The organism is Nannocystis pusilla (assembly GCF_026626665.1).
In the GTDB taxonomy this organism is placed as follows: domain Bacteria; phylum Myxococcota_A; class Polyangia; order Nannocystales; family Nannocystaceae; genus Nannocystis; species Nannocystis pusilla.
Map to the genome: position 1 here is coordinate 2,663,687 of NZ_JAPNKE010000002.1, position 22,336 is coordinate 2,686,022.

At 69.9% G+C, this 22,336-nt stretch carries 21 protein-coding genes and 1 tRNA gene; 15 read left to right on the top strand and 7 right to left on the bottom strand.

The genetic code is table 11. The features are described 5' to 3' along the window. Positions 1-46: 46 nt before the first annotated feature. Both OV079_RS11585 and OV079_RS11590 read right to left on the bottom strand, forming a co-directional pair. On the bottom strand, positions 47-1,138 hold the full coding sequence (locus OV079_RS11585; protein ID WP_267768245.1) for a hypothetical protein: 1,092 nt from the start codon (positions 1,136-1,138) through the stop codon (positions 47-49). Positions 1,139-1,589: 451 nt separating this feature from the next. Further along, complete coding sequence (locus OV079_RS11590) at positions 1,590-2,075, bottom strand: thioredoxin family protein (RefSeq protein WP_267768246.1); 486 nt, start codon at positions 2,073-2,075, stop codon at positions 1,590-1,592. Between the two features lie 629 nt (positions 2,076-2,704). On the opposite strand from OV079_RS11590, the gene OV079_RS11595 reads away from it, so the two are divergent. The 3 genes from OV079_RS11595 to OV079_RS11605 all read left to right on the top strand — a co-directional run bounded on the left by OV079_RS11595 (position 2,705) and on the right by OV079_RS11605 (position 4,281). Next, positions 2,705-2,781: transfer RNA gene (locus OV079_RS11595), tRNA-Arg, on the top strand. A 916-nt stretch (positions 2,782-3,697) separates the two neighbouring features. After that, positions 3,698-4,030, top strand: a complete 333-nt coding sequence (locus tag OV079_RS11600; RefSeq protein WP_267768248.1) for a hypothetical protein — start codon at positions 3,698-3,700, stop codon at positions 4,028-4,030. Then, entirely contained in the window at positions 4,000-4,281 is a 282-nt protein-coding gene (locus OV079_RS11605; RefSeq protein ID WP_267768249.1) for a hypothetical protein, read from the top strand. The genes OV079_RS11600 and OV079_RS11605 overlap by 31 nt, the downstream gene beginning before the upstream one ends. Positions 4,282-4,320: 39 nt before the next feature. Here the strand turns inward: OV079_RS11605 and OV079_RS11610 are convergent, their stop codons facing one another. After that, positions 4,321-4,671, bottom strand: coding sequence for a hypothetical protein (locus tag OV079_RS11610; RefSeq protein ID WP_267768251.1), 351 nt, complete (start codon positions 4,669-4,671; stop codon positions 4,321-4,323). A gap of 617 nt (positions 4,672-5,288) precedes the next feature. Here OV079_RS11610 and OV079_RS11615 point away from each other — a divergent pair. From OV079_RS11615 to OV079_RS11625, 3 genes are all read left to right on the top strand, one after another. Then, complete coding sequence (locus OV079_RS11615) at positions 5,289-6,395, top strand: IS630 family transposase (RefSeq protein ID WP_267768253.1); 1,107 nt, start codon at positions 5,289-5,291, stop codon at positions 6,393-6,395. Further along, complete coding sequence (locus OV079_RS11620) at positions 6,392-6,715, top strand: hypothetical protein (RefSeq protein WP_267768255.1); 324 nt, start codon at positions 6,392-6,394, stop codon at positions 6,713-6,715. Before OV079_RS11615 ends, OV079_RS11620 begins: the two co-directional genes overlap by 4 nt. 524 nt (positions 6,716-7,239) lie before the next feature. After that, the gene (locus OV079_RS11625) at positions 7,240-7,569 is read left to right on the top strand and encodes a hypothetical protein (RefSeq protein WP_267768256.1); all 330 of its coding nucleotides are present in this window, start codon (positions 7,240-7,242) and stop codon (positions 7,567-7,569) included. A gap of 96 nt (positions 7,570-7,665) precedes the next feature. Here the strand turns inward: OV079_RS11625 and OV079_RS11630 are convergent, their stop codons facing one another. Continuing rightward, on the bottom strand, positions 7,666-8,136 hold the full coding sequence (locus OV079_RS11630) for a hypothetical protein (RefSeq protein WP_267768257.1): 471 nt from the start codon (positions 8,134-8,136) through the stop codon (positions 7,666-7,668). Between the two features lie 157 nt (positions 8,137-8,293). Further along, the gene (locus OV079_RS11635; RefSeq protein ID WP_267768258.1) at positions 8,294-9,079 is read right to left on the bottom strand and encodes an NAD-dependent protein deacylase; all 786 of its coding nucleotides are present in this window, start codon (positions 9,077-9,079) and stop codon (positions 8,294-8,296) included. 562 nt (positions 9,080-9,641) lie between these two features. On the opposite strand from OV079_RS11635, the gene OV079_RS55770 reads away from it, so the two are divergent. From OV079_RS55770 to OV079_RS11665, 6 genes are all read left to right on the top strand, one after another. Continuing rightward, positions 9,642-10,553 (top strand): lipase family protein, encoded by a 912-nt coding sequence (locus tag OV079_RS55770; protein WP_267768259.1) that lies wholly within the window; start codon positions 9,642-9,644, stop codon positions 10,551-10,553. Beyond that, positions 10,550-10,681, top strand: coding sequence for a hypothetical protein (locus OV079_RS11645; RefSeq protein WP_267768261.1), 132 nt, complete (start codon positions 10,550-10,552; stop codon positions 10,679-10,681). Before OV079_RS55770 ends, OV079_RS11645 begins: the two co-directional genes overlap by 4 nt. 200 nt (positions 10,682-10,881) lie before the next feature. Then, positions 10,882-11,460 carry a DUF6992 family protein gene (locus OV079_RS11650; RefSeq protein ID WP_267768262.1) on the top strand — a complete coding sequence of 193 codons (579 nt, stop codon included), beginning with the start codon at positions 10,882-10,884 and terminating at the stop codon, positions 11,458-11,460. Between the two features lie 403 nt (positions 11,461-11,863). After that, entirely contained in the window at positions 11,864-13,222 is a 1,359-nt protein-coding gene (locus OV079_RS11655) for a DUF4215 domain-containing protein (protein WP_267768264.1), read from the top strand. Between the two features lie 450 nt (positions 13,223-13,672). Beyond that, entirely contained in the window at positions 13,673-15,271 is a 1,599-nt protein-coding gene (locus OV079_RS11660) for a sulfatase-like hydrolase/transferase (protein WP_420829515.1), read from the top strand. Next, positions 15,268-16,245: a formylglycine-generating enzyme family protein gene (locus OV079_RS11665; RefSeq protein WP_267768266.1), complete on the top strand. Its 978-nt coding sequence runs from the start codon at positions 15,268-15,270 to the stop codon at positions 16,243-16,245. The genes OV079_RS11660 and OV079_RS11665 overlap by 4 nt, the downstream gene beginning before the upstream one ends. Positions 16,246-16,470: 225 nt before the next feature. On the opposite strand, the gene OV079_RS11670 is transcribed toward OV079_RS11665, so the two are convergent. After that, on the bottom strand, positions 16,471-17,001 hold the full coding sequence (locus tag OV079_RS11670) for a nucleoside/nucleotide kinase family protein (protein WP_267768268.1): 531 nt from the start codon (positions 16,999-17,001) through the stop codon (positions 16,471-16,473). Between the two features lie 604 nt (positions 17,002-17,605). Between OV079_RS11670 and OV079_RS11675 the strand changes: the two genes are divergently transcribed. Further along, complete coding sequence (locus tag OV079_RS11675; RefSeq protein WP_267768270.1) at positions 17,606-18,955, top strand: hypothetical protein; 1,350 nt, start codon at positions 17,606-17,608, stop codon at positions 18,953-18,955. A 444-nt stretch (positions 18,956-19,399) separates the two neighbouring features. On the opposite strand, the gene OV079_RS11680 is transcribed toward OV079_RS11675, so the two are convergent. Beyond that, positions 19,400-20,416, bottom strand: coding sequence for a serine hydrolase domain-containing protein (locus OV079_RS11680; protein WP_267768272.1), 1,017 nt, complete (start codon positions 20,414-20,416; stop codon positions 19,400-19,402). 306 nt (positions 20,417-20,722) lie between these two features. On the opposite strand from OV079_RS11680, the gene OV079_RS11685 reads away from it, so the two are divergent. Together OV079_RS11685 and OV079_RS11690 are read left to right on the top strand one after the other, a co-directional pair. Beyond that, positions 20,723-21,124: a VOC family protein gene (locus tag OV079_RS11685; protein WP_267768274.1), complete on the top strand. Its 402-nt coding sequence runs from the start codon at positions 20,723-20,725 to the stop codon at positions 21,122-21,124. A gap of 323 nt (positions 21,125-21,447) precedes the next feature. Continuing rightward, a complete protein-coding gene (locus tag OV079_RS11690; RefSeq protein WP_267768276.1) occupies positions 21,448-22,266 on the top strand; it encodes a hypothetical protein in 819 nt (272 codons plus the stop codon). Positions 22,267-22,336: the final 70 nt, after the last annotated feature.

Here is a 22,336-nt window from a genome sequence, read left to right on the forward strand (position 1 = left end):
TCGGCGGCCGCTCTGGCGGCGAGACGGCCGCGGGCGACGCCGGGACTCAGCGGAAATTGAGGTCGACGTAGCCCGGCGTGCGGCGATACGGGAGCGTGAGCTGCAGGGGCCAACCCTCGTGTTCGGCGAGCCGGAGCAAGCGCGACTTCTTCCTGGCGAGCGCGGCGATGGTGGCGGCAGTGACGTCGTCGAGCGACCGAAGGCCGGCCTGCAGAATCAGGAAGTTCAAGTGCTGGAGGTCGAGGAGGCCGGCGATCGAGACGTCCGCGGCGACGACGAGGTCGAGGACCCGCAAGATGGGAAAGCTCGCCAGTTCGGCGATGCCGGCGGCGTTGGCCTGAGTGTGCAGCGTCGTCAACTTGGGCAGCCGGGCCAGGACCGCGAACCCGTCGAGCTTGCCGACCAGGCGCAGGGTCGCAAGGCGCGTCAGGCTGGCGAGGGGGGTGAGGTCGCAGTCGGGAGTGACCTCGAGCTCGAGCCAGCGCACGTCGCGGGCGGCCTCGAAGCCGACGAGCGTGGCGAACGGCCCGGCGTTGCGCAGCCGCAGGTCCTGACGCTCGGCGAGCAAGCGCCGGCCGAGCTCGGGACCGAGGCGCGGCCAGGCGTCGCGCACGGCCCGGGCGCCGTGCTCCTCGAAGCTCTCGCCGTTGCGGCCCTCGTCGCTGCACAGCGCGATCAGGGCGTCGAGCTCGCCAGCCGGACTCGCGGCGCCGCGGACAGCCGCGAGCTTGCGCGCGTGGCCCTCGCAGGTGGCCCGCAGCGCGCTCTCCTCGAGGTCGAGGACCTCGGCGCAGTAGAGCAGGGCAGTGTCGAAGTCGACGGCGATTCCGCGGTCCTTCGCGGTCTCCAGGTAGCCTTCGACGAACTCGATCTGGACGGCGGGTGTGGCATCCTCGGCGTCGAAAGCACAGTGGACGTCCCAGGCGACCTCGCGCAGAGGATCGACCTTGGGGCGCTTCGTGGTGGTCTTGTTGGCCGCCGGTTTCTTCGTGGTCTTCTTGGCGGCCGATTTCGTCGCGGGCTTCTTGGCCGTCGATTTCTTCGCGGCTTTCTTCGCGGCGGTTTGCTTCGTCGCTTTCTTGGTCGCGGGCTTTTTCGCTGCCGCGGTCTTCTTGCCGGTGCTCGGCTTCGTGGCCATGCGCGCGATGCTACCCGATGCTTCTCGAGCGCAGCGCAGTTCGTCTCGTCGCGGTGGCACGCTCGGCAGGTCATCCGCAGGCGCGGGTCTGCCCCCTGGCGGCAGCAGCAGCACGGCCGATCCGCCTCGGGCCCGCTCCGAGCGACGAGAAGGCAGCCGAGAGCGAGGTCCGGAAGCATGCCTGGGGAGCTCGGCGCTCGAGGCCTCTCATGCTTCGATTCGAATGGTCAATGACTCATGGGACATGTCGTGCGATTCGCGCTGGCCTGGATCCGGCCGACATGAACTTCGCGGACAGCAACCATGCACGCAGCGACAGGTGAGCGAGCGCCAGGGCGATGAGGACGACGAGCGCGCTGAAAACCGCCGCCGAGGACGAGTCGGAGGTCGAGCCGCGAGGACAGGACTCACTGCGGGAGCGGCGGCGTGCTCGGCGAGTACGCGTGACGGGCTACGCCGCGGACGCGTCGAGCAGGCCGGACAGCCACTCCCTGATCGCCGGCTCCTTTGGAACGCCCGTGAACGCACCCACGGGCTGGCCGCCCTTGACGACGACGACCATCGGGATCGACTGGAGGCCGAGCATCTGTCCGATGCGCGGGTTCTCGTCGGCGTTCAACTTGGCGAGGACCCAGGCGCCGTTCGCCTCGCCGGCCAGCCACTCCAAAGAGGGCGAGAGCACCGAGCACGGCCCGCACCAGGCGGCCCACAGGTCGACGATCACGGGCACATGCAGCGACCGCTCGACGACCTCGGCCTGGAAGGTCGCGTCGGTGACGTCGATGACGGGCGAGCCGGCAAGGTCGGGCGAAGGAGCGGAGGCGAGGACGGGCGCAGCTCCGGCCGCGGCCGCGAAACGGGCCTGCAGGGCGGACAGGTCCGCTTCGGACAGTGCGGCCGAGATGACTGGTCTTCGACGTGAATCTGGCGCTGTCACACTTTCATCCTAGCACGCCCGCGTCCGGGCATGTCGCGCCGGGCCGTCACGCGCAGCTCGACCGCGCCCCTCTGTCGCCTCGAAGTGCACGCAGTCCAGCACGACCCGGCCGTGCGCCCCTCGAGCTGCGGCATCACGTACGATTCGCAATCGCTCGAGAGGCGCCCGACCGCGCTCCCCTCGGTCCCGTCGCAGAGCGCAGGCTCGCTTCGGAAGTTCTCGCGGCGATGTTCCGCGAAATGAATTGCGCCTCTCGAGCGAGCAGTTCAGGACCCCGGCGCGCGCTCGCTCGTCGCGCAGCGCCAGGTCCGGGCGCTCACCCGCTCCACCCGCATCCAGACGCACCCCGCGCCGCCGACGGCGTCGTTCGAGGCGCGGCCGGCGTTGGATCCCCGACCCCGTCTCGGGCGGTCCGGGCGGCACAAAAGACGCGGAGCAGGACGAGCGCTTCCGCACGATCATGCGGCGCCCAGCATGGCGCCCCAGTCAAGGCCCTCGGGCCGGTCGCCCTCGCGGCCCTCCTCGGCCTCTCGGGCCCTGCGACCAAGATCGGCCGGGGGGCCCCCGCGGCCCTCGCGCTGCTTTCGGCTCTTGCGGAGAGGGTGTACTTCGGCCACCCTCCCGGTCTCGCTCGCATAGCTCAGTTGGATAGAGCGACAGTTTCCTAAACTGTAGGTCCCAGGTTCGATTCCTGGTGTGGGCGCCACGGTCCAGTCCCCCTCGAGGGGGCTGGACACTTGATTAACGTGGTCCTGTCGCAGAGCGGCGACCGATCCGACGCGGCCGCCTCGCGGAGCTCGAGCCCGCAGACGCCGCATGGGGCCGGCTGCGGCTGCACGCTGGCGACGCGCGAGCGAACGGTGGCGCTGCACGGTTCGCGCGTGGCGACGCTGCTGACGGCCGCCGCGAGGCCGGAGCACCTGGGGAGGGATGTTCGGATTGTCGGCGAGCGGGTCGACGTGCAACGAACAGGGCGTCTGCCCTCGGCCTCGATACCGACTGCGAGCGGGCCGTGCTGCATACGACGTCCGAGGCGTGGCGTTCGGCGACGGAAGTAGGCAGGGACGACTGCCGATGAGTCGCGCGGCCGCCTTCGAACACTGCCGCGTAGATCGATTGAATGTCCTTCAAGACATGTCTCATGCGGCATGTTCTTCGAGACAGTCACGTCGATGTCGTCGAACGCGATGCGTTCGCCGCGCCGCTCGCCGGCGCGGGACGCGGCCACCGGCGCGCCGAGCACAGACCTGAATTTCGTCGACCCGACGCGATCCTCGGGCGGATCGCTCTGTCGTGCGCCCGCGTCACCGCAGGCGGCGCGTGTGCTTGCGAGCCGGGCGCCGGCGACAGCGAAAGGGACGCGTCTGCGGCGCAGCTCGCAAGCGCATGGACGTCGGGCCTTGAGCTCGCGACGCCCAGGCCGAACCCCTCGGCGCGACGCGCACGACCGCGTCGCCATGGCTGTGTACGCTGGCCGTCGCGGTGCGGCCGACGCACGCCGCTCGCCCAGCGCACTCAGCGGGACCCTGGTTGGCGGCGCGTCGGCGCGCAGCGGTGTCCAGGAGACATCGGGCGGATCCGCACGTTGATTGCGGTGGCCGGAGTTGGGACAACGAACGAGCATGCGGTCCCGTCACGCTCGCTCCGCCCCGAAGCTCCTCGGCCTCGCCCTCGCGCTCGCGGGAGCGTCGGCGTTGTCCTACAGCGTGGCCGCGGCGCAGAAGCAGAAAGAGCCGGGCAAGAAGGACGCGCTGACGTCGCCGCCCGGACCGGTGCCCGCAGCGCCGCCGCCCTCGACGACGCTGCCGCCGAAGGTGGTGGCCAACGACCTCCGCGACCTGCTGGTGACCTTCAAGGACGCGGGCGCGCTGAAGCTGCGCTCGAGCTTCAACAGCTCGCGCTCGGGACGAAGTTCGCTTCGGACGTGCTCGAGATCGAGGGTTCGAGCGGGGTGACCGTCAGCGAGCGCGGCAAGTGGAGCTTCTCGCCGCCGACGTTCAAGGTGTCGATCGCCATGAACGCCGAGGCCCGCGCGGCGCTGGACCTGTGCTTGAGGCTGGTGACGGCGCCGGCCAACGGCCGCGCGCTGACGCTCGAGTTCATGCGCCTGAACTCGCCGGCGGTCGACGCTTACTCGCTGTCGTCGACGGTGCTCGACGTGATCCGGCCGCTCGAGATGGGCTTCATCAACTGTTCGCTCGATTGAGCGCGACCGCGGCGCGCCCGCCACCACGCGGCGAACGGCTCACCGCACCTCCGCGCACTCCCACGCGTCGTCGGCGATCTCCCAGATCCGCTCGCCACATGCCTCACCGGAGGCGAGGAGATCACGCGCGTGGCCGGGGGCGAGGCGGACCACCAGGCTCATCGGCCGCGCAGGCGTGTCCGCGGTGTCGCCCTCGCACTGCACGTTCCAGCGCAGCTCGCAGCGGACCGTGACCTCACATTGATTGTGGACCCGCAGCGACATCCCGCGCGGGCTGGCTTCGGGCGCCACCTGGACGCACTCGGCCACCGACTGCGCAGCATGGCTGGTAGACAAGGACGCGCCGTACGCGAACGACGCGCACGACACCGCGAACAAGATCCGGCGCATGACGACCCCTTTGGCGCGACGCTCCTGGGGAACGTCGCAGGCCGGCTATCGACAGCGGCTCGGGCGAGAGGTTCCCGGTTCGTTCGCGACGATCGGGCGCGACGTCACGCCCGTCCTCATTCGCGCCACGGGGCGACAGGTTCCTTGTCCTTGGGACATGTCCCATATGACATGTTCTTCCAGACATACAAAGGGCCGCGATGAGGAGCTGTCTCGACGGACAGCGGAACGACGCCGGCAGGTCGACGCGGCGGACGGCAGCCAGCAGTGGGGTGCGAGCCGTCGACAAGCGAGGCAGTGTCGGCACGTCTGCGTACACGGCGACCGCCCCACGAGCTCGAGCCCTCCGGCCGTGGACCCGAAGACCGGCGCAAGCTCGAGTGGCACTTCGCGGGCGTTGCGCGACGAATGATGGCACCAGGAGACCTGGAATATTCGCACACGGCCCAGAATCGCACGGCGCTGCGCCCCGGACAGATGTCCGGTGAAACTAGTACAGCCGCTCCGAAGTTCTCCAGGGGTTTATCGACGGCGGCGGTTCATGGATCCACCTGGATCCATCGCTGAAGGGGCCGTAGGCCTTGAAATAGAGAGCGCGCGAAAACGATCTCATCGGTGTGCCGGGACCGAGAGCGCAGCGACTCCGCCTGGCGCCGTCCGTCCGCAAGGAGCTGGAGGCGCTGGCGCGGAGTCGTTGCGTCGAGGCGCGCCTGGTTCAGCGAGCCAGGATCGTGCTGCTGGCGGCCCAAGGGCTTCCGAACGCCGAGATTGCTCGGCGAGTGGGCTGCCACGTCGACACCGTGAGGCAGTGGCGCCAGCGCTTCGCCGAGGACGGCCGGGTGAGCACGCTCGCAGATCTGCCGCGCAGCGGCCGTCCAGCGCGGGTCTCCGCGGCAACGCGGTGCGAGCTCATCAAGCTCGCATGCGACAAGCCGGAAAACCACGGTGTCAAGCACCAGACCACGTGGACCTACGGGGCCCTGGCGAAGGTGCTGCTGCGCGAGACGGGCGTGAAGCTCAGCGTGTCCGAGGTGGGCAGGATCCTCCGCAACGAGGACTTCAGACCTCACAAGATGAGGTTGTGGCTGCACAGCCCCGATCCTGAGTTCTGTCCCAAAGTACAGCATATCTGCGACCTCTATCATCACCCGCCGGACGAGGCTCATGTCATCTGCGTCGACGAGAAGACCGGCATGCAAGCACTCGGACGCCGGTTTCCGACCAAGCTTCCGGCCCCTGGACGGGCCGGTCGCTTCGAGTTCGAGTACATCCGACGTGGTACGTGGTGCCTGTTCGGCGCCTTCGATGTTCGCACCGGCGAGCTGTTCGGCGAGTGCAAGGCAGGGCGCGAAGCCAAGGACCTCGTCGCATTCATGGAGGGCCTGGCGCGCAAGTACCCGACCGGCGACGTGTACGTCGTCTGGGACAACCTCAACATCCACTACGATGGTCGAGAGGAGCGCTGGGCCCGCTTCAACAAGCGTCACGGCGGCCGGTTCCACTTCGTCTACACGCCGCTGCACGCGTCGTGGGTCAACCAGATCGAGATCTGGTTCTCGCTGCTCCAGCGTCGCGTCCTGCGCCACGCCGACTTCCCCGACGCCGACGCGTTGCTTCGCGCCGTGAGGGGCTTCATCCGGCACTGGAACCGCAAGGAGGCCCACCCGTTCAACTGGACCTTCCGCGGCCACTTCGTCCAGAATGAGCGGCGACTCGCCTCATGAGCCGCCCTCGAACCACCGCCCGCCGCGCCGTCCCCGACACGGACGACGACCTTCGCGCCGTCGAACAGTTCTTTCGCCGTCGTCCAAACCTCGCGCACATCCGCGTCCGCCACCGCGGGGCGCTCATCACCCTCGAGTCCGGTCCCTCAAACGACCCTATCCCGCACGCTCGCCTGCGCCGCGTGGCCGGCCAGATCTGGCAGCTTGAGATGGCCACCCACACGGGCCGCTGGCAACCGACTCCCCTCCGCGCCCCCCGCGACGCACTGCTCGAGGCGCTCGTCGCGGACTTCGGGTGGGTCCTCACGCCACAGGCCTAACAACCCTCGAAGAACTTCGGGGCGGCTGTACTAGTTTCGCTTCGTCGAGCTCGAAGGCAGCGCCGGAAGGTCCTGCAAAACTTCATAGGCTCGCAGGAGCGCGGAGAGGCTCCGAGAGGTTTCGCGTGCCTGCGTAGCTCGTCGGCGGCGCGTGGCGATGTCGGGGCGCCTGCGTGCGCTCGTCGGGTCGCACGCGGCGATGTCGGAGGTGTACCTGCAACCATCCCGAGCTTGCGTGGAGCCAAGCCGGCGTTGCGCGGACGAAACCGCGTTCGCGCCCGGATCCGGCGGCTGCTTTGAATCAGTCCGCGAGGGCATGGCGGCGTCAACGCGGCTTCGTCGGCCGAGCAAGCTCGGGCACACGCGGCCGTCCGAATATTCCTCGTAGGCGGAGAATGACGTGTCCGATCGGAGTCCGGCTGGCCGATGCCGTTCGACGCGCTATGACTGTCATGCGACGCCGCGTGCATGATGGCAGCGCTGCGCCGCGTGTGGATGACCCCGCAACCCCAGGCGGCACCACCATGCAATCCATCGGCGCCCCCGTCAACGTCTACAAAGGCCAAGCAGCGCTTCGACGCGGCGTCGTGGCCTCCGAGGACCCGACCGGCATCCAGGTCGTCCTGGCTCCGCAGGTGGAAGAACACCTGCCGATGCTGTCCAGCAGCGGCGCGCTCGTCGTGCCGCGACGGCCGCAGCCCGAGCTGGTGTTCTTCTCGTGGGACGAGGTCATCGAGGACGACAGGAGCGGGCCGGTACGCAGCATCGTCCTGCGCGACCGCCACTACGACGGGGCGCATTCGCCGGCTTCCGCGAACGACGCCACCGACCGCGGCTGCGCCCGCTCGACGTAGCCTCATCCGCCCCGCGCCGGGCACGGACTTGCGGGCAAGCGCGATCACGTCCACGCGCGCGGCTCGCCCGGCAGATGCGTGGTGAGCCCAGGCGCTTCAATCGAGGTACCACTCGCCGTTGGGGCACGCGCGGGCGACGTACGCGTCGCCGAGCTGAAAGCCGCGCGCCAGAGCCGGGTCCGCGAGGCGGATCGCCAGCGTGGCGCGATACAGCCAGCCGCGGTCGTTGGCGCGGGCGAGCGGCTCCAGGGCACGCACGGCGACATCGGCGATGAACGTGTCGGCCTGATGGCCATCTTCATGTTCGTCGGACTGCCGGCAGGCGGCAGCCTTGAAGTCGCTGTCGCCGTATTCGGTCAGCAGCTGGGCGGCGAAGGTACGAGCAAGCGATGCCATGGCCGCCGGAATGGGCCCGACGGTCAACGGCGTGGCAGGATCGACGTCGCGTGTCTTGCCACTGAGCAGCCAGCCGACGGCGGCCATGTCCGGATGGCACTCGGTGACTTCCAGGACGATGAGGTCGTCGACGACCTCGGAGATCTTGATTCGCTGGTAGTCGCTGCCCATGGCGTCTGCGAAGCATAGCCGGCGCTCGTATCGCGTGGAAGTGCCGCGTCCGGTCGCTCGACGCGTTCACCCACCAGGATGCGGGTCGCTACGGTGACGGCGCTTCCCGAGCGAGGGCGGACTGCGTCGCGCGAGACGTCGAGTCGATCCGCGGCCGTCAGGCGCGGGACGCCGCGAAGCGCTGCCACAGGGCCTGGAGCGCGACCGCGGCGCGGGAGCGGATACGATGGTCGACGAACCGCGAGACCTCGCTGTCGCCGGGGTTGATCTCGACGGTCGGGATCCCCTGCTCGTGCGCCTCGATGACCGGCGCGGCGATGTACGGAAACACGCTGGTGGTGCCGATCGACACCACCAGATCGAAGCCGAGCCGGGTCTCGCGCTCGTACGCCTCGGTCGCTTCGGGCGGCAGGATCTCGCCGAACAGCACCACCTCGGGGCGCAGGACGTGGCCGCAGGCCGGGCACATCGGCGGGAGCGCCAGGGCGTGGTAGTCGCTGACGGTGTCGCGGCGCGAGCAGCGGGTGCAGACGATGCTTCGCGCGTTGCCGTGAATCTCGATCACCTGCCGCGAGCCGGCGTCGCGGTGAAAGCCGTCGACGTTCTGCGTGAGCACCCAGGTGTCTGGGATCGCGCGCTCGATCGCGGCGAGGATCTCGTGCCCGCGGTTGTGACGCGCACCGACGCACGCGGCCCCGATCTGGGCGATGTACTTCCAGCACACCTCCGGGCGCGACTGCAACATCCGCCCCGACAACGCGACCTCGATCGGGAAGCCCTCGTCGGTGTCCTTGCGCTCGTAGAGGCCGCCGATCCCACGGTACGTCGGCAGACCCGAGTCTGCCGACATGCCGGCGCCGGTGATGAAGAGGATCCGCCTCGCGGTTTGCAGGAGCGCGGCGACGGCGTCGACGGTCGCGGCGGGGAGGTCGTCTTGCAGCATCGTCGCTCGAGGATACGTGAAACTGGCCGCGTTCACCCGGCGTCGATCCGCCAGACCACGGTCCGCGGCGCGGGCACGGCCACCCTCGTCATCAGCCACAGAGAGCCGCCCCAGACGGCCGCGGACAGGCCGAGCTGGAAGTCGATGGAGGCGAGGTCCTTGAAGCGGAAGCCGACGCCCCGCGAGTCGTCGACGTGCCCACCGCCTCGTACACCTGCTCGTGCGGAGGGCCTGTCGCGCGCTCACGCAGGCTCGCGCGCGAGGCGGTCGAACGGGTGCGCGGAGATGGGCTTCGCGTCGGCGAAGTTTTGGATCGGGACGAGAGGGTCGCCGCTCTATGCCCGTGAGCGGTCGCGCTGGCCGGTCGTCCTCGCGACGAAGCCAGGCAAGGGCGGGCTCGCCCGCGCACCGCGTACCGAGTGACTCCTCTTCGAAAGAAAAGGTTCTTCATGGCGACTTCCGTTACGACCTTCGATCCGTGGCAGCAGGTGTACTGCCTCTCGCGTCAGTCCAACTTGATCGGTAACCAAGACCGCAAGGACACCACCGACAACCTGGCGAAGTGGCTCGGCGAGCAGCTGACGACTTCTACACCGCCTACAAGGAGCAGATGGGTGGCACCTGGTCGACCGTGTGGGGTCCGGTCGTGTTCGACACCGGGCTCGACGCGACCGCTCAGATCGCGGACAACGTCATGTACGTGGCCGCGAACCACGACCGCTCCATGTTCGTGGTCGCCATCGCGGGCACCAACTTCAACTCTCTCCTCTATGACGTCGCCCAGGAAGACGACGCGGTCGACAAGACGGTCGAGTGGGCTGCGGCCTTCCCGTCGCTGTCCAACAGCACGCCGCCCGGGCTCACGCCGTTCCTCTCGGCCGGCACCGCGCTCGGCGTCAACAACTTGCTCGGCATGACGGACGGCAAGACGGGGAAGACGCTCCAGGAGTATCTCGCGTCCGCCACCAGCAAGTCCGCGACGCTGGTCTTCAGCGGTCACAGCCTCGGCGGCGCGCTCGCGCCGACGCTCGCGCTCGCCCTGTTCAACTCGCACGGCGGCCAGCTCAGCAAGTCGGACTGGGCGAACGTGTACTTCTACCCGACGGCCGGTCCGACCCCGGGCAACGGCGAACTCTTCAAATTCGTCGCGCAGGAGTTCAAGCCGGTGGACCTGCGGGACCAGCCGTGGCAGTGCTGGAACCGGGTCGTGTGGAACAGCCTCGACGCCGTCCCCCAGGGCTGGGTGGTCGAGCTGCTGCAGAAACTCCCCGAGCTCTACCCGCACACTGCGACGACGGTGGAGTGGGGAGTGACGCACCCGTGGCCGCCGAAGGACCTGCAATCCGAGGTCGACGGCAAGGTCAAGAAGTCCAAGGCGGGCGCGGACACGGGCGCAGGGCCCTACACGCAGCTCGCGAACCGAAGCCTCCGGGGACGCCGTACGACGACGGCAAGAAGTTCATCATCCCGGTGAAGGACAAGGACTCGTATACGGCGCAGATGGGGTACCAGCACACGGCGGCATACGACGTGTTGTTCAAGGTCGAGAGCGTCTCGCCGTCGGAGTCCGCTCCGGGGCCCACGAGCCGGCCGACGCGCTGATCCTCCGAGATCACGAGAGGGGCGGGGCCTCGCGCGAGGCCTCGCTCCGTGCTCCCGCGCTTCTCCAGGCGCCCGTCGGCCGGCTTCCTCGAAGGACAGGTTCCGCTCGAGGCAGCCGCGCACGGGCTCGCGGCTCGACCGACGCGCTCGGCCGGCCATGAACGGGTCGGCCGACGCGCGCACGTGCTACCGTGGCGGCCGTGCCGATCCTCGCGCTGCTCGTCTGCCTCGCCGCTCCGCCGGGGCCGGAGGAGGCGGCGCGCGTGCAGTTCCACGAGCAGCGCGTGCGCACCCAGCTCGCCGGCATGGGCCTCGTCACCGGCTGGGCGGTCGTCAACATCGTGTCCGGCGTCGCCGGCAACTTCACCACGAGCGGCGAGGTCAAGTACTTCTATCAGATGAACGCGCTGTGGAACACGGTCAACCTGACCATCGGCGCGATCGGCCTGCACAACGCCCGCCGCGACCGCGTGCGCGAGCGCGGCCTGTCGTTCGCTGCGCAGCAGAAGCAGGCGCGAAAGACCCAGGCCGTCTACTCGATCAACGTCGCGCTCGACGTCCTCTACCTGATGGCCGGCGCCACCACGCTCGAGCTCGGGCGCGTCCACGACCGCCCGCGCCTCGTCGGCTACGGCGCCTCGATCCTCGTGCAGGGCGGCTTCTTGCTCGCCTTCGACGCCCTGATGATCGCCGCCCACGGCGCCAACCTGCGACGCGTGCGGGCGTTCGCGGCCCCGACCGCGACCGGCGCCGTGCTCGGCCTGCACGGCGCGTTCTGATCGTCTGCTCGATCCGGGTCCGGATGCGCGAGACGTGGCTAGCCTTTCATGTGCTCGTCGAGGAAGGCCGCCGCCGCGTGCCGGGCGCCTTCCAGCTGTTCGGCCCGCATGCTGGCGCCGCTGAAGGTCAGTCGGTCCACGGTGAGAACACCACCGCGGCCGTCGCCGTCCTCGTCCTCGCCAGGGTCGCAAGCTCGCGCCGCCGACGGTCGACACGCCGATGGTCCTGGCGACGCCCTCACGGCGGTTCGAGAGCGCGAGGCGTGACAAAGGGGCCGGGGATTCCCCAGAATCGACCTGCGCGGCCCCGCTGCCTGTCTCATCAGACAGGCTCTCGGCCCTCGCCGACGCGCCTTTTCGCGGCTGCGCGGCGGCCCGCGACGTGCGAAGATGCGGAGCTACGATGTCCCTCCGCCGGCCGATCGCCCCCTGGATCCTCGTCCTTCTGCTGGACGCTTGCGTCTTCGACGGCTCGGGGTTCGGCGACCAGGACGAGGCCGCTTCCGCGTCCGGCATGACCACGGGGACCAGCGAGCCGACGACGTCGACGCCGACCACGTCGGACGCGTCGACGGCGAGCACGGTCGGCCCGACCTGCGGCGACGGCGTCGTCGACTCCGGTGAGGAGTGCGACGATGGCCCCGGCAACGCCGACACGGCCGCTTGCACGAGCCGCTGCACCCAGGCTTCGTGCGGCGACGGCCTGATCGGGCCCGGCGAGGCCTGTGACGACGGCAACGCCCTCGCAGGCGACGGATGCTCGGCGACCTGCGTGTCGGAGTCGTGCGGCGACGGCGTCGTGCAGGCGGACGCCGGCGAGGAGTGCGACGAAGGGGAGGGCAACGGCCCCGGCCAGGCGTGCACTGGCATCTGCAAGCTCAACGTCTGCGGCGACGCCGATCTCGGGCCCGACGAGGCGTGCGACGACGGCAACCGCGACGCCGGCGACGCCTGCACGACGGAGTGCAAGGAAGCGGTGTGCGGCGACGGGTTCGTTCAGGTCGGGGTCGAGGCGTGCGACGACGGCAACGCGGTCGACGGCGACGCGTGCCTGTCGACGTGCGTGGCCGCGACCTGCGGCGACGGCGTCGTCCAGGATGGCGTGGAGCAGTGCGACGACGCCGATGGCGACAACGCCGACGAGTGCCTCGACACCTGCAACGCCGCGAAGTGCGGCGACGGCTTCGTGCACGCCGGACAGGAAGAATGCGACGACAACAACCTGAATGACGGCGACGGCTGCAGCAGTTCGTGCGCGAGGGAGTCGCGGCGCGTATTCGTCAGCAGCAAGGAGTACAAGGGCGACCTCGACGGCATCGCCGGCGCCGACGCGCTCTGTCAGGGGCTGGCCGACTCGAACGACCTGGGCGGGACCTGGAAAGCGTGGCTCACCGCCGATGCGGGGGCGGACAGTTCGCCGTCCGCTCGCTTTGTCCACGCCGCCGGGCCGTACCTCCTGCTCGACCAGGCCCAGACGAAGATCGCCGACGACTGGGCCGACCTCACCGATGGGACCCTCGACGCTCCCATCAACGTCTACGAGAACGGCCAGAACGCGGGCGGCGAGACGCTCGTGTGGACCGATACCCTCGCCAGCGGGGCGGGCTTCGTCGGCATCCAGGACTGCGTAGGTTGGGACAGCTCGAGCAACCTGGCGCAGGGGATCCAGGGCGATCGGACCCGGACCGACGGCGGGTGGTCGAACACCAACACGAACGACGGCTGCGACAAGACCAAGCGGATCTTCTGCTTCGAGCAGTGACCCGAGCTGCGTCGAGCCTGCCTCGCCGCTGAGCAACGAACCATCAGATCTACGTATGAGATTCGGCCGCTCGGCCGGACGCGACTTCGCTCTGGCGTCCGTGACCGTCGTCGAGCCGACCACCATCGACGCGAGCGCGAGCTCCGCCCGCACCGACCGACCGACCCTTGCGCCCGCGGCCGTCCCGGCGCGCGTCCTCGCAGAGACGCCCGCACGTGCCCGACCGCGTTGCGCCGCGCGCCGTCCGGGGCCAAGGACGTGCCCACATTCCTCGCGCTCGACGATGACGACAAGGACGGTCCCGTGCCCTCGCGCAATGTTCATACCTCGACGCCGCAGCTCCGGCGGGCGGCCGCGCTGAGCCTCGCGCTCGCTTGTACGCCGCGACCCGGCGGAGGGCCCGCGACAGGGCAGGAGCCGCCCGTCACGGCGCCCGAGCTCGCCCCGCCGATCGCCCCGGAAGGCCTCGCCGAGCCGGAGCCCGCCGTCCGGCCTCCCGGCCCCGGCTACGATCACCCCGATCAATTCCTCAGCGTCCGAACCAGCCGCCCGGCCGCCAACATGGAGCCCGTGGTCACCCACGCCACGCAGCTTCGAAGCGCCCGCGACAAGCTGGCCGCGCTGCAGCGACGCGCGGGCAAGCGGCCCAACGTCCTGATCTTCCTGATGGACGACGTCGGCTGGATGGACCCCGGCTTCAACGGCGGCGGCATCAGCGTCGGCAACCCGACGCCGCAGATCGATCGCGTCGCCGCCGAGAGCCTGGTCTTGACCTCGGCCTATTCGCAGCCGAGCTGTTCGCCGACCCGGGCCACCATCATGACCGGCCAGTATCCGGTCCATCACGGCATCCTGCGCCCGCCGATGTACGGCCAGACCGGCGGCCTCGAGGGCGCGGTCACCCTCGCTCGCCTGCTCTCGGAGCTCGGCTACGTCACCCAGGCGATCGGCAAGTGGCACCTCGGCGAGAACGAGGGGTCTCAGCCGCAGAACGTGGGCTTCGACGATTTCCGCGGCTTCCTCAGCGTCTCGGACATGTACACCGAATGGCGTGACCCGCACTTCAACCCGGAGATCGCGCTGAGCCCCGCCCGCACCGCCTTCATCCGGAGCCTGCCGTTCTCCCGCGCCGACGTCCACGCGGTCCGCGGCGGCCCGCTCGAGGCGGTCCAGGAGATCGATCTCGAGACGATCCAGGACCTCGACCAGGAGTGGGCCGCCTACGGCGAGCGATTCCTGCGCCGCATGGCCGACGAATCGCGCCCGTTCTTCCTGTATTACAACACCCGCGGCTGCCACTTCGACAATTACCCCAACGCTCATTACCGCGGCCGCTCGCCCGCCCGAACCACCTACGCCGATTGCATGGTCGAGATGGACGACGTGTTCGGCCGCCTCTACCGCACGCTCGAGCAGACCGGCCAGGTCGACAACACCCTCGTGCTGTTCACCTCCGACAACGGCCCCGAGCAGGAGGTCGCGCCGTACGGTCACACCCCGTTCCGCGGCGGCAAGGGCTCGACCTGGGAGGGTGGGGTCCGCGTGCCGACCTTCGCCTCGTGGCGCGGCACCATCACCCCGCGCCGGTCGGACGGCCTGTTCGACCTGGCCGACATCTTCAACACCGCGCTCGCCCTCGCCGGCCGGGCGGGAGGCGAGCTGGCCGCGCTCATGCCCGAGGACCGCTACGTCGACGGCGTCGACCAGACCTCCTTCCTGGTCGCCGACGACGGCGAGTCGAACCGCCGCAGCGTCCTCTACTTCTGGAACGATCGCCCCGTCGGCACCCGCATCGACGAGTTCAAGTTCACCACGATCGCCCAGCTGCCGCAGCTCGTGACCCAGCGCGGGCAACAGGGCGGATTCACCGGCGCGATCGCGCCGAGCGCCGGCGCGCTGATGTTCAACCTCTACACCAACCCGCAGGAGGACGACTCGATCGCGATCCGCCACGCGCCGGTCACCCTCGCGCTCGAGGCCGAGCTGCTGCGCTACCGCGAGGTGCTGAAGAAATTCCCGACGCGCAAACAGATCGAGTTCACGCAATGACTCGCCGCTTCCTCGTCGCGTGCGGTTCGCTGCTCGCCGCGTGCCTGGCGGCCTGTGAATCCACGTCCCCCGAGATGGTGTGGATCCCCGGCGGCGAGTTCTGGATGGGCTCCGACGATCCGCGGTTCACCGACGCCCATCCGCGCCACCGCGTCGCAGTCTCGGGCTTCTGGCTCGGCGCCACCGAGGTCACCAACGCCCAGTTCGCCGCCTTCGTGCGCGCGACCGGCCACGTCACGCTCGCCGAACAGACCCCGCGCGCCGAGGACTATCCCGACGTCCCGCCCGACCGCCGGATCGCCGGCTCGATCGTCTTCACCCCGCCCGAAAGCGTCGCCTCGCTCGCGCGCGCCGACGCGTGGTGGCGCTACGTCGCCGGCGCCGACTGGCGGCACCCCGAGGGTCCCGCCAGCGACCTCGAAGGTCGCATGCACCACCCGGTCGTCCACGTCGCCCACGCGGACGCCGTCGCCTACGCCCGCTGGGCGAACGGCCGCCTGCCGACCGAGGCCGAGTGGGAGTACGCGGCCCGCGGCGGCCTCGATCGCAAGCGCCACGTGTGGGGCGACGCGCCGCTCGGCGACGAGGCGCACCCCGCCAACACCTTCCAGGGCCGCTTCCCCGGCCAAGACACCGCCGCCGACGGCCACGCCGGGGCCGCCCCCGTCGCCAGCTACCCCGCCAACGGATATGGCCTTTACGACATGTCCGGGAACGTCTGGGAGTGGACCGCGGACTGGTACCGCCCCGACGCTTACGCCCGCCGCTCCCCGCGAGCCGTCGATCCGCCTGGCCCTCCGGACAGCTTCGATCCGGCCGAACCCGGCGTCACCAAGCGCGTCCAGCGTGGCGGCTCCTACCTCTGCACGGACCAGTACTGCGGCCGCTACACCCCCGACGCCCGCGGCAAGGCCACCCCCGACAGCGCCACCAACCACGTCGGCTTCCGCATCGCCCGCGACGCAGGGCCGTGAATCGGAGCGTGTTCGCGAGGGGCCGGTTCGACCTCGCCGAGCGCGCAGCATGCCGTGATGGCAGCGACGGCACGGCGAGCGCCGGGTGTCGCAGTGGAGGACGAGCGGGGAGGGCACAGGGCTGCTCGAGACATCGTGCATGCGAGCCTCCGAGGCGGCTCCGGCATGGGCTCGCGTCGAGGGGACGTCGCTGCGACGCGCGGACTCGCGGTGAACCAGCGCGACTCAGCGCGGCTCGCGGAGCGAGGCGACGATCAGCGCCGCCGATTGCTCGGGCGTGTGCGCTTCGGTGTCGATGCGCAGCGACGACGGCAGCGGCGGAAACGCGAAGCCGCCGGCGCGCTCGATCGAGCGGTACAGGGCGACATCGGTGAGCTTGCCGAAACGATGCCGGCTGGGCTGGTCGAGCCGCTGGACGATGGCTTCGGGCGAACACAGCAGCTCGACGAACACCACCTCGCCGCCGTGCGCGCGCACCGAGCGGGTCAAGCTCTCGATGAGCGCCGGATCGACGCTCGCCTCGGGATGGAAGGTGAAGACGAAGGAGCGTCCGGCCGCGGCGGCTTCGGCGAACGCCGCGCTCCAGATCGCCGCGCGCAGGCGGCAGAAGCCGGAACTGCCGAATTCGAACAAGGCCAGCGCGGCGTCCACCGCCAGATGGTTGTGGAACAGCGGGATGCCCAGCGCCTCGGCCACACGGGTCCCGATGGTGTGCTTGCCGGAGGCGGCCGGGCCATGAATGAAGACGACTTGCATGGGAGTGAGGGCGGGAAAGTCTTGCGATCCTTATACCGGATGCGGCGGCCGGACACGACCCGTCCCTTGGATCAGCTCCACAGCTCTTCGCCAGGGGCCGGCCTGCGCCGGCGTCTCGATCCGCCTTTGCGAATGTCTTTTGCGACATGACGCATAGAACATGTCCGCGAGGACATTTATCGCCGACAAGTGCCGGTGTGCGCGCCGCGTGGCGAAGGGGAGGGCGGCCTCGCGCGGGCGCGAGCGGGCTTCGCCAGCGCGTGTGAGGGAGGGACATTTGGGCTGTCCGAATGGACATGTCAGGAACTCCGCGGCCGCGGAGCAGGCCGCGGCGAGGTCTGCCGCGCGCAGGGGCGCGAGCGCCGGCCAGACAACGTGTCCGAAAGGACATATACGGGTTCGCCGGGCCGCGTGCTCCGCTCGCCGTGAGCTCGAGCGAGGCGGTACGGCGCGAGGGGCCTGTCAGGAATCCGCGCGACCGCGAGGAGCGGCGAATCGGGGCGATTGTCGCGTTCGCGGCGAGTCCGGGCAGCGGAGGGGGAGGCGGAGCCGGGTCCGATCGCGGTCCTTGGCCGACGCCGGGGGCCGGCACTTACTGACGGGCATGCCTTCACATCTTGTCTCCCGCGGGTGCCTCCTCGTCGTGGTCGGATCGCTGGCGTGCGGTCCGTCGATCCTCGAGACGGGCACCGACACCAGCAGCTCCACCGACCACGCCGGCACCACGACGACCTCCGGGACCGACACGCAGGGCCCGACCGCGAGCACGCCGACGACCGGCGAGACCGACCCCACCGACGCCACCGGTTCGCCGCCGAGTCCGACGACGGGCGAGCCGCCCGAGACGACCGGCGGCCCTCCGGTCGACTGTCCGAAAGGACAGACGCCGTTCGCGGCCCGCTGGGCGACGGTGATCGTCCAGCCGGAGCTCGGGGGCTGGGGCCCGGGCTGGCTGGCGCCGCTGCCGGACGGCGGGGTGGCGGCGTCGCTGTCGTACAGGAACGAGGACAAGCTGTCCGGCTACGGGGTGATGCTGCTGGCGAACGACGGCGAGCTGCTCGGCACACACGTGTCCCCGCCGAGCGCCGGTGGCACCAACGATCTCGCGCTCGCGGTCGACGACGCGGAGCGATTGGTCCTGTTCGGGAGCCGGCTCGTCGAGCCGACCATGAAGCCGTTCCTGGTGCGGTTCGCCGGCGACGGTCCGTTCGTCGAAGAGGTCGAGCTCGGCGAGCCGTCGATGGGCTGGGAGGGCAAGCTGACGATGCTGGACACGCCCGTGCTGTTCGGGGAGTTGGACGACAGCACGGTGATCGCGACCAAGCTCGAGCCCGACGACGTCGGTTCGACGTGGACGAGGGTGCTCGACGCGGCGCCGGCGGCGATCCCCCTGGCGTCCGCCGCCGACGCGAGCGGTCGGATCCTGTTCGTGTCGGGGCCCGACTTCGTGCACACCGGCGTGTTCAACCTGCAGGTGGTCGACAGCGCCGGCGAGCCGGTGTGGTCGCGTACGCTCGACGCGCCGGACTTCGGGGTGGTGAAGGACGCGATCGCGATCCCGGGCGGCTGGGCGATCCTCCGCGACAGCTCCCAGGGCACCCCGGTGCAGCTGCTGGCGATCGCGGAGGCTGACGGGGCGACGCTGTGGGACGTCGAGATCGCGGCGGAGAACGAGGACGGCCCGCCGCGAGCGTCCCGCGTCCACCTCATCGGCGATCGCTTGACGGTCCCGGTGATCCGCACGCTGGACTTCGAGGACCTGGACGGGCCGCACACGGTCGCGGCCCACCGCCTCGCGCTCGACGGGACGCCGGTCGACGAGACACCGCTGTGGGAGGCGACCTTGCCGCAGAGCCTGTACAGCCTCGAGAGCACGGTCAACGCCTGCGGCGAGCTCGTGACGCTGTCGACCGGGACCAACGGGAGGGCCCGGATCGGCGCGTACGTGCCGTGAGGCCGGATCCTGCCGGGGGCATGTGAGTGCGCGCCGAGTCGGCCGCCAGCAGCCCCTGCTCGTGCTCGTCGATCCACGACACCGAGCTGGCCGGCACGCGGCTCGAGCCGAGGAACCCGTGGCGCAGCTGCAGCCGCCGGCCGAGCATCTCGAGCTCGCCCTGCCAGCATTCGGGGCGGAGGAGCGTACGGGCCGCCCCGGCATGTCTGGCGGGACAGTCGGCCCCTGGCGCCATCCAGAAGCGCAGCGCGGCCGGGTCGACGCGCGACCCACAGCCGAAGCGCGTCCGGACCCGTCGGCTCGGTGGCGCATTCGATCCCGAGGTCGGGCGCGTCGACGTACGCCGCGGCGAACTCGATATCGGCCACGTAGGCGCCCATCCCCGAAACGACCGAGCGTCGGGCGACGTCGATCCGGATCTGCGCGCCGTCGGGCAAGTCGGCGTCACGCCACCGCGAGCAGGGCCTGCAGGATCGCCTGCGAGCGGCGCTGGCCGTAGCCGCGGCCATAGGCGCGGCTCGTGATGGCGACCACCAGGTCCAGCGCCGGCACCACATAGATCTTGTTGCCGCCGTTGCCCGAGGCAAAGGTTACGCGCACCGGCCCGCCGCGGGCCGCGTGCGTGGTGTGGTACCAGTACAGGCCGTAGTGCGAGGCGTAGGGATCGGCGTCGGCGATGTCGACGGCGGGTTGCAGCGTGCGGTCGATCCAGTCGCGGCCGATCACGCGCGTGTGGCCGTGTTTGCCGCCGTCCAGCAGCAGACGGCCGATGCGCAGCATGTCGTCCACGGCGAGCGAGAGGTTGCCCTGGCCCTTCACGTTTCCCGCCGCGTCGCGTGCCCAATGCCAGCGGGTGATGCCGAGCGGTGCGAACAGGACCTCGCGTGCGAAGGTTTCGAGGTCCTGTCCGCAGGCCTGCTGCACGACGAGGCCGACCACGTAGGCGGCCAACGAGTTGTAGCGGTAGTGCAGGCCCGGCGCCGTGGCCCGCGGCACCGACCAGGCGAAGGCCACCGGATCGGGCGCGGCATCCATGAGATCCTCGCTGCCGGGAGAGGCGGGATCCTCGTCGAAGGCGTCGACGCCGCTGCGCATGTCGAGCAGGTCGCGCAGCGGCACATCGGCGAAAGCGCTGCCGCGCGCGGCCGGGAGGTAGCGCTGCACGGGATCGGCGGGATCGCGCAGCATGCCGCGATCGAAGGCCGCGCCGGCCAGCAGCGAGGTGATGCTCTTGCCGGCGGAGCGCACGTCGTGCAGCTCGTCGGCACGCGCGCCGTTGTAGGTGCGCAACGCGACGCGTCGCCGGCCGCGGTGCACGCTGACGGCGCGCAGGTCGGCGTGTTCGTCGTGGTCGAAGCCGGCGAGCACGTCGTCGAACCGGTCCGCGGCGCGCGATTGCGTCGCAAGCGACGGAGTGCAGGCGAACAGGGGCAGGGCGCGGAGCAGGTCGCGGCGGTGCATGGGGATCGGTAGCGAGGGTCCTGCAGGTCGTATGCTTCAACGAGCGCTGCGGCGAGGGCAAGGATGTGTGCCTCGACGGGTCGGGGCTCGTGAGTGGGAGAATATTCTGAAACGACGTCGGCGAACCGAGTGCGGCGCCCGATCCAGCGCGCTGAACCACCCGAGCTGAAACGGGCGCCTCGCAGGCGAGTGGAGCCCCGCGATCGCGTACACCGGCGCGACGCCGTGCCATCCGCTGCCGTCTCGTCGCCCGCGGCGAGCTCGAGGTCGCAGGGGAGGGGACCATCGCCGCGCGACGGGTCCTTGTTGCATCGTCACCCGACCCTGCGGTACCTCCCGGGCACCGATGAAGCTAAACCAGATCATCCCGATGCTGCCGGTGCGCAGCATGCCCGCGAGCGTCGAGTTCTATCGAAACTCGGCTTCGCCGTCGAGGACAGGAACGACGACTGGCGCTGGGCGATGCTGCGCTTCGGTGATTGCCGGCTGATGGTGGACCAGTCGCTCAACGTCCATCCCGACGCGCCACGTGGTTCCGTGCTCTACCTGTATCCGGACGACATCGTCGCGTATCATCGAGAGGTGCGCGGGAACGGATTGGTCATCCCGGACCTGGAAACGACGTTCTACGGCATGACCGAGTTCCGCATCGAGGACCCGGACGGCAACCGGCTGTGGATCGGGCAGGACGCGTCGAAGGAGGCCTGACTGTCGCGAGCGACCTCGAAGCCGTGCCGGAGGCCGAGGTGCCACCGCAGGAGGAGCCGGGGGAGAAGACTGGAAAGACCGGGAGCTCCCGTCACAACAGCGCGCAGACGCGGCCTCGTGAGGCCGACGGCGTCTGTCCGTGAAGACAGATCGTCGTGCGGGTCGGTTCGACGACGGCGCTCTCGGCGAGGAGCCGGCCGGCTGCAGCGCCGGGAGCACGACGCACGGGCACGAACGCGGGGAATAAGGCATTCACCGCCACGGTTGCTGGCCGCGTGTTCGGCTCCTGGACCCCTTCGATGCTCCGTCTCCACGCCTCTCTCTTGCTCTTGAGCGCCTGCGCCGCCGGCGAGGAGTCGGTGGAGCGCGACATCACGGTGGCGCTCGTGGACGCGTCGTTCGTCGAAGACGGAATCCACCCGAGCACGATCAAGGATGACTGGGTGATCACCTTCTCCGCCCTGCAGGTCTCGATCGGCGACCTGATGCTCGAGGGATCGTCGCTCGACGACGAGTCGCAGCAGTACCGCATCGTCGATCTGGTGCGGGCAGGCGAGCCTCTCGTCCTCGGCCATGCCCAGCGGACGAGCGAACACCCCCACGCGCTGATCAATGGCATCGGTTTCAGCATCGCGCCGGCGACCGACCCGGTAGCCGGCAACGTCGACGATTCGGACGTCGAACGGATGCGTACCGGCTCGTACTCGATCTACGTGGAGGGCACGGCGCAGCGCGGTGAAGAGACCAAGCGCTTCTCCTGGGGTTTGACCGCCGGAAACGCGTACCGGGACTGTGTCTCGCAGACCAGCTTCGCGGACGAGGAGCCGCAAGTCACGATCAGCGTGCGCGGCGACCGGTTGTTCGGCGACGAAGAGCTCGTCTTCGACCCCTTCGCGGCCAGCGATGCGAACGCCGACGGTGAGATCGAGGAGGCGGAGCTCCGCGACTCCGACGCCACGCTCGGGGGCAAGACTTGTGGACGTGGTTGGAGGCGCGAGCCGGCGCCCTCGTCTCCGTCGAGGGGTCGCCGTGTACGGTCAAACCTTCATGATGCTCCGATGAAGCGCCGCTCGACCGTGGGCACGATCGATTCGAACGCGCGAATATCACGGGCTCGACCCCGTCCCTGGGGCGCCAGATGAGTCGCGCGACCGCCTCCGTCCTCCTCTTCTCGCTCGTGGGTTGCAGCACGCCCGAAGTCCCGATCGAGAC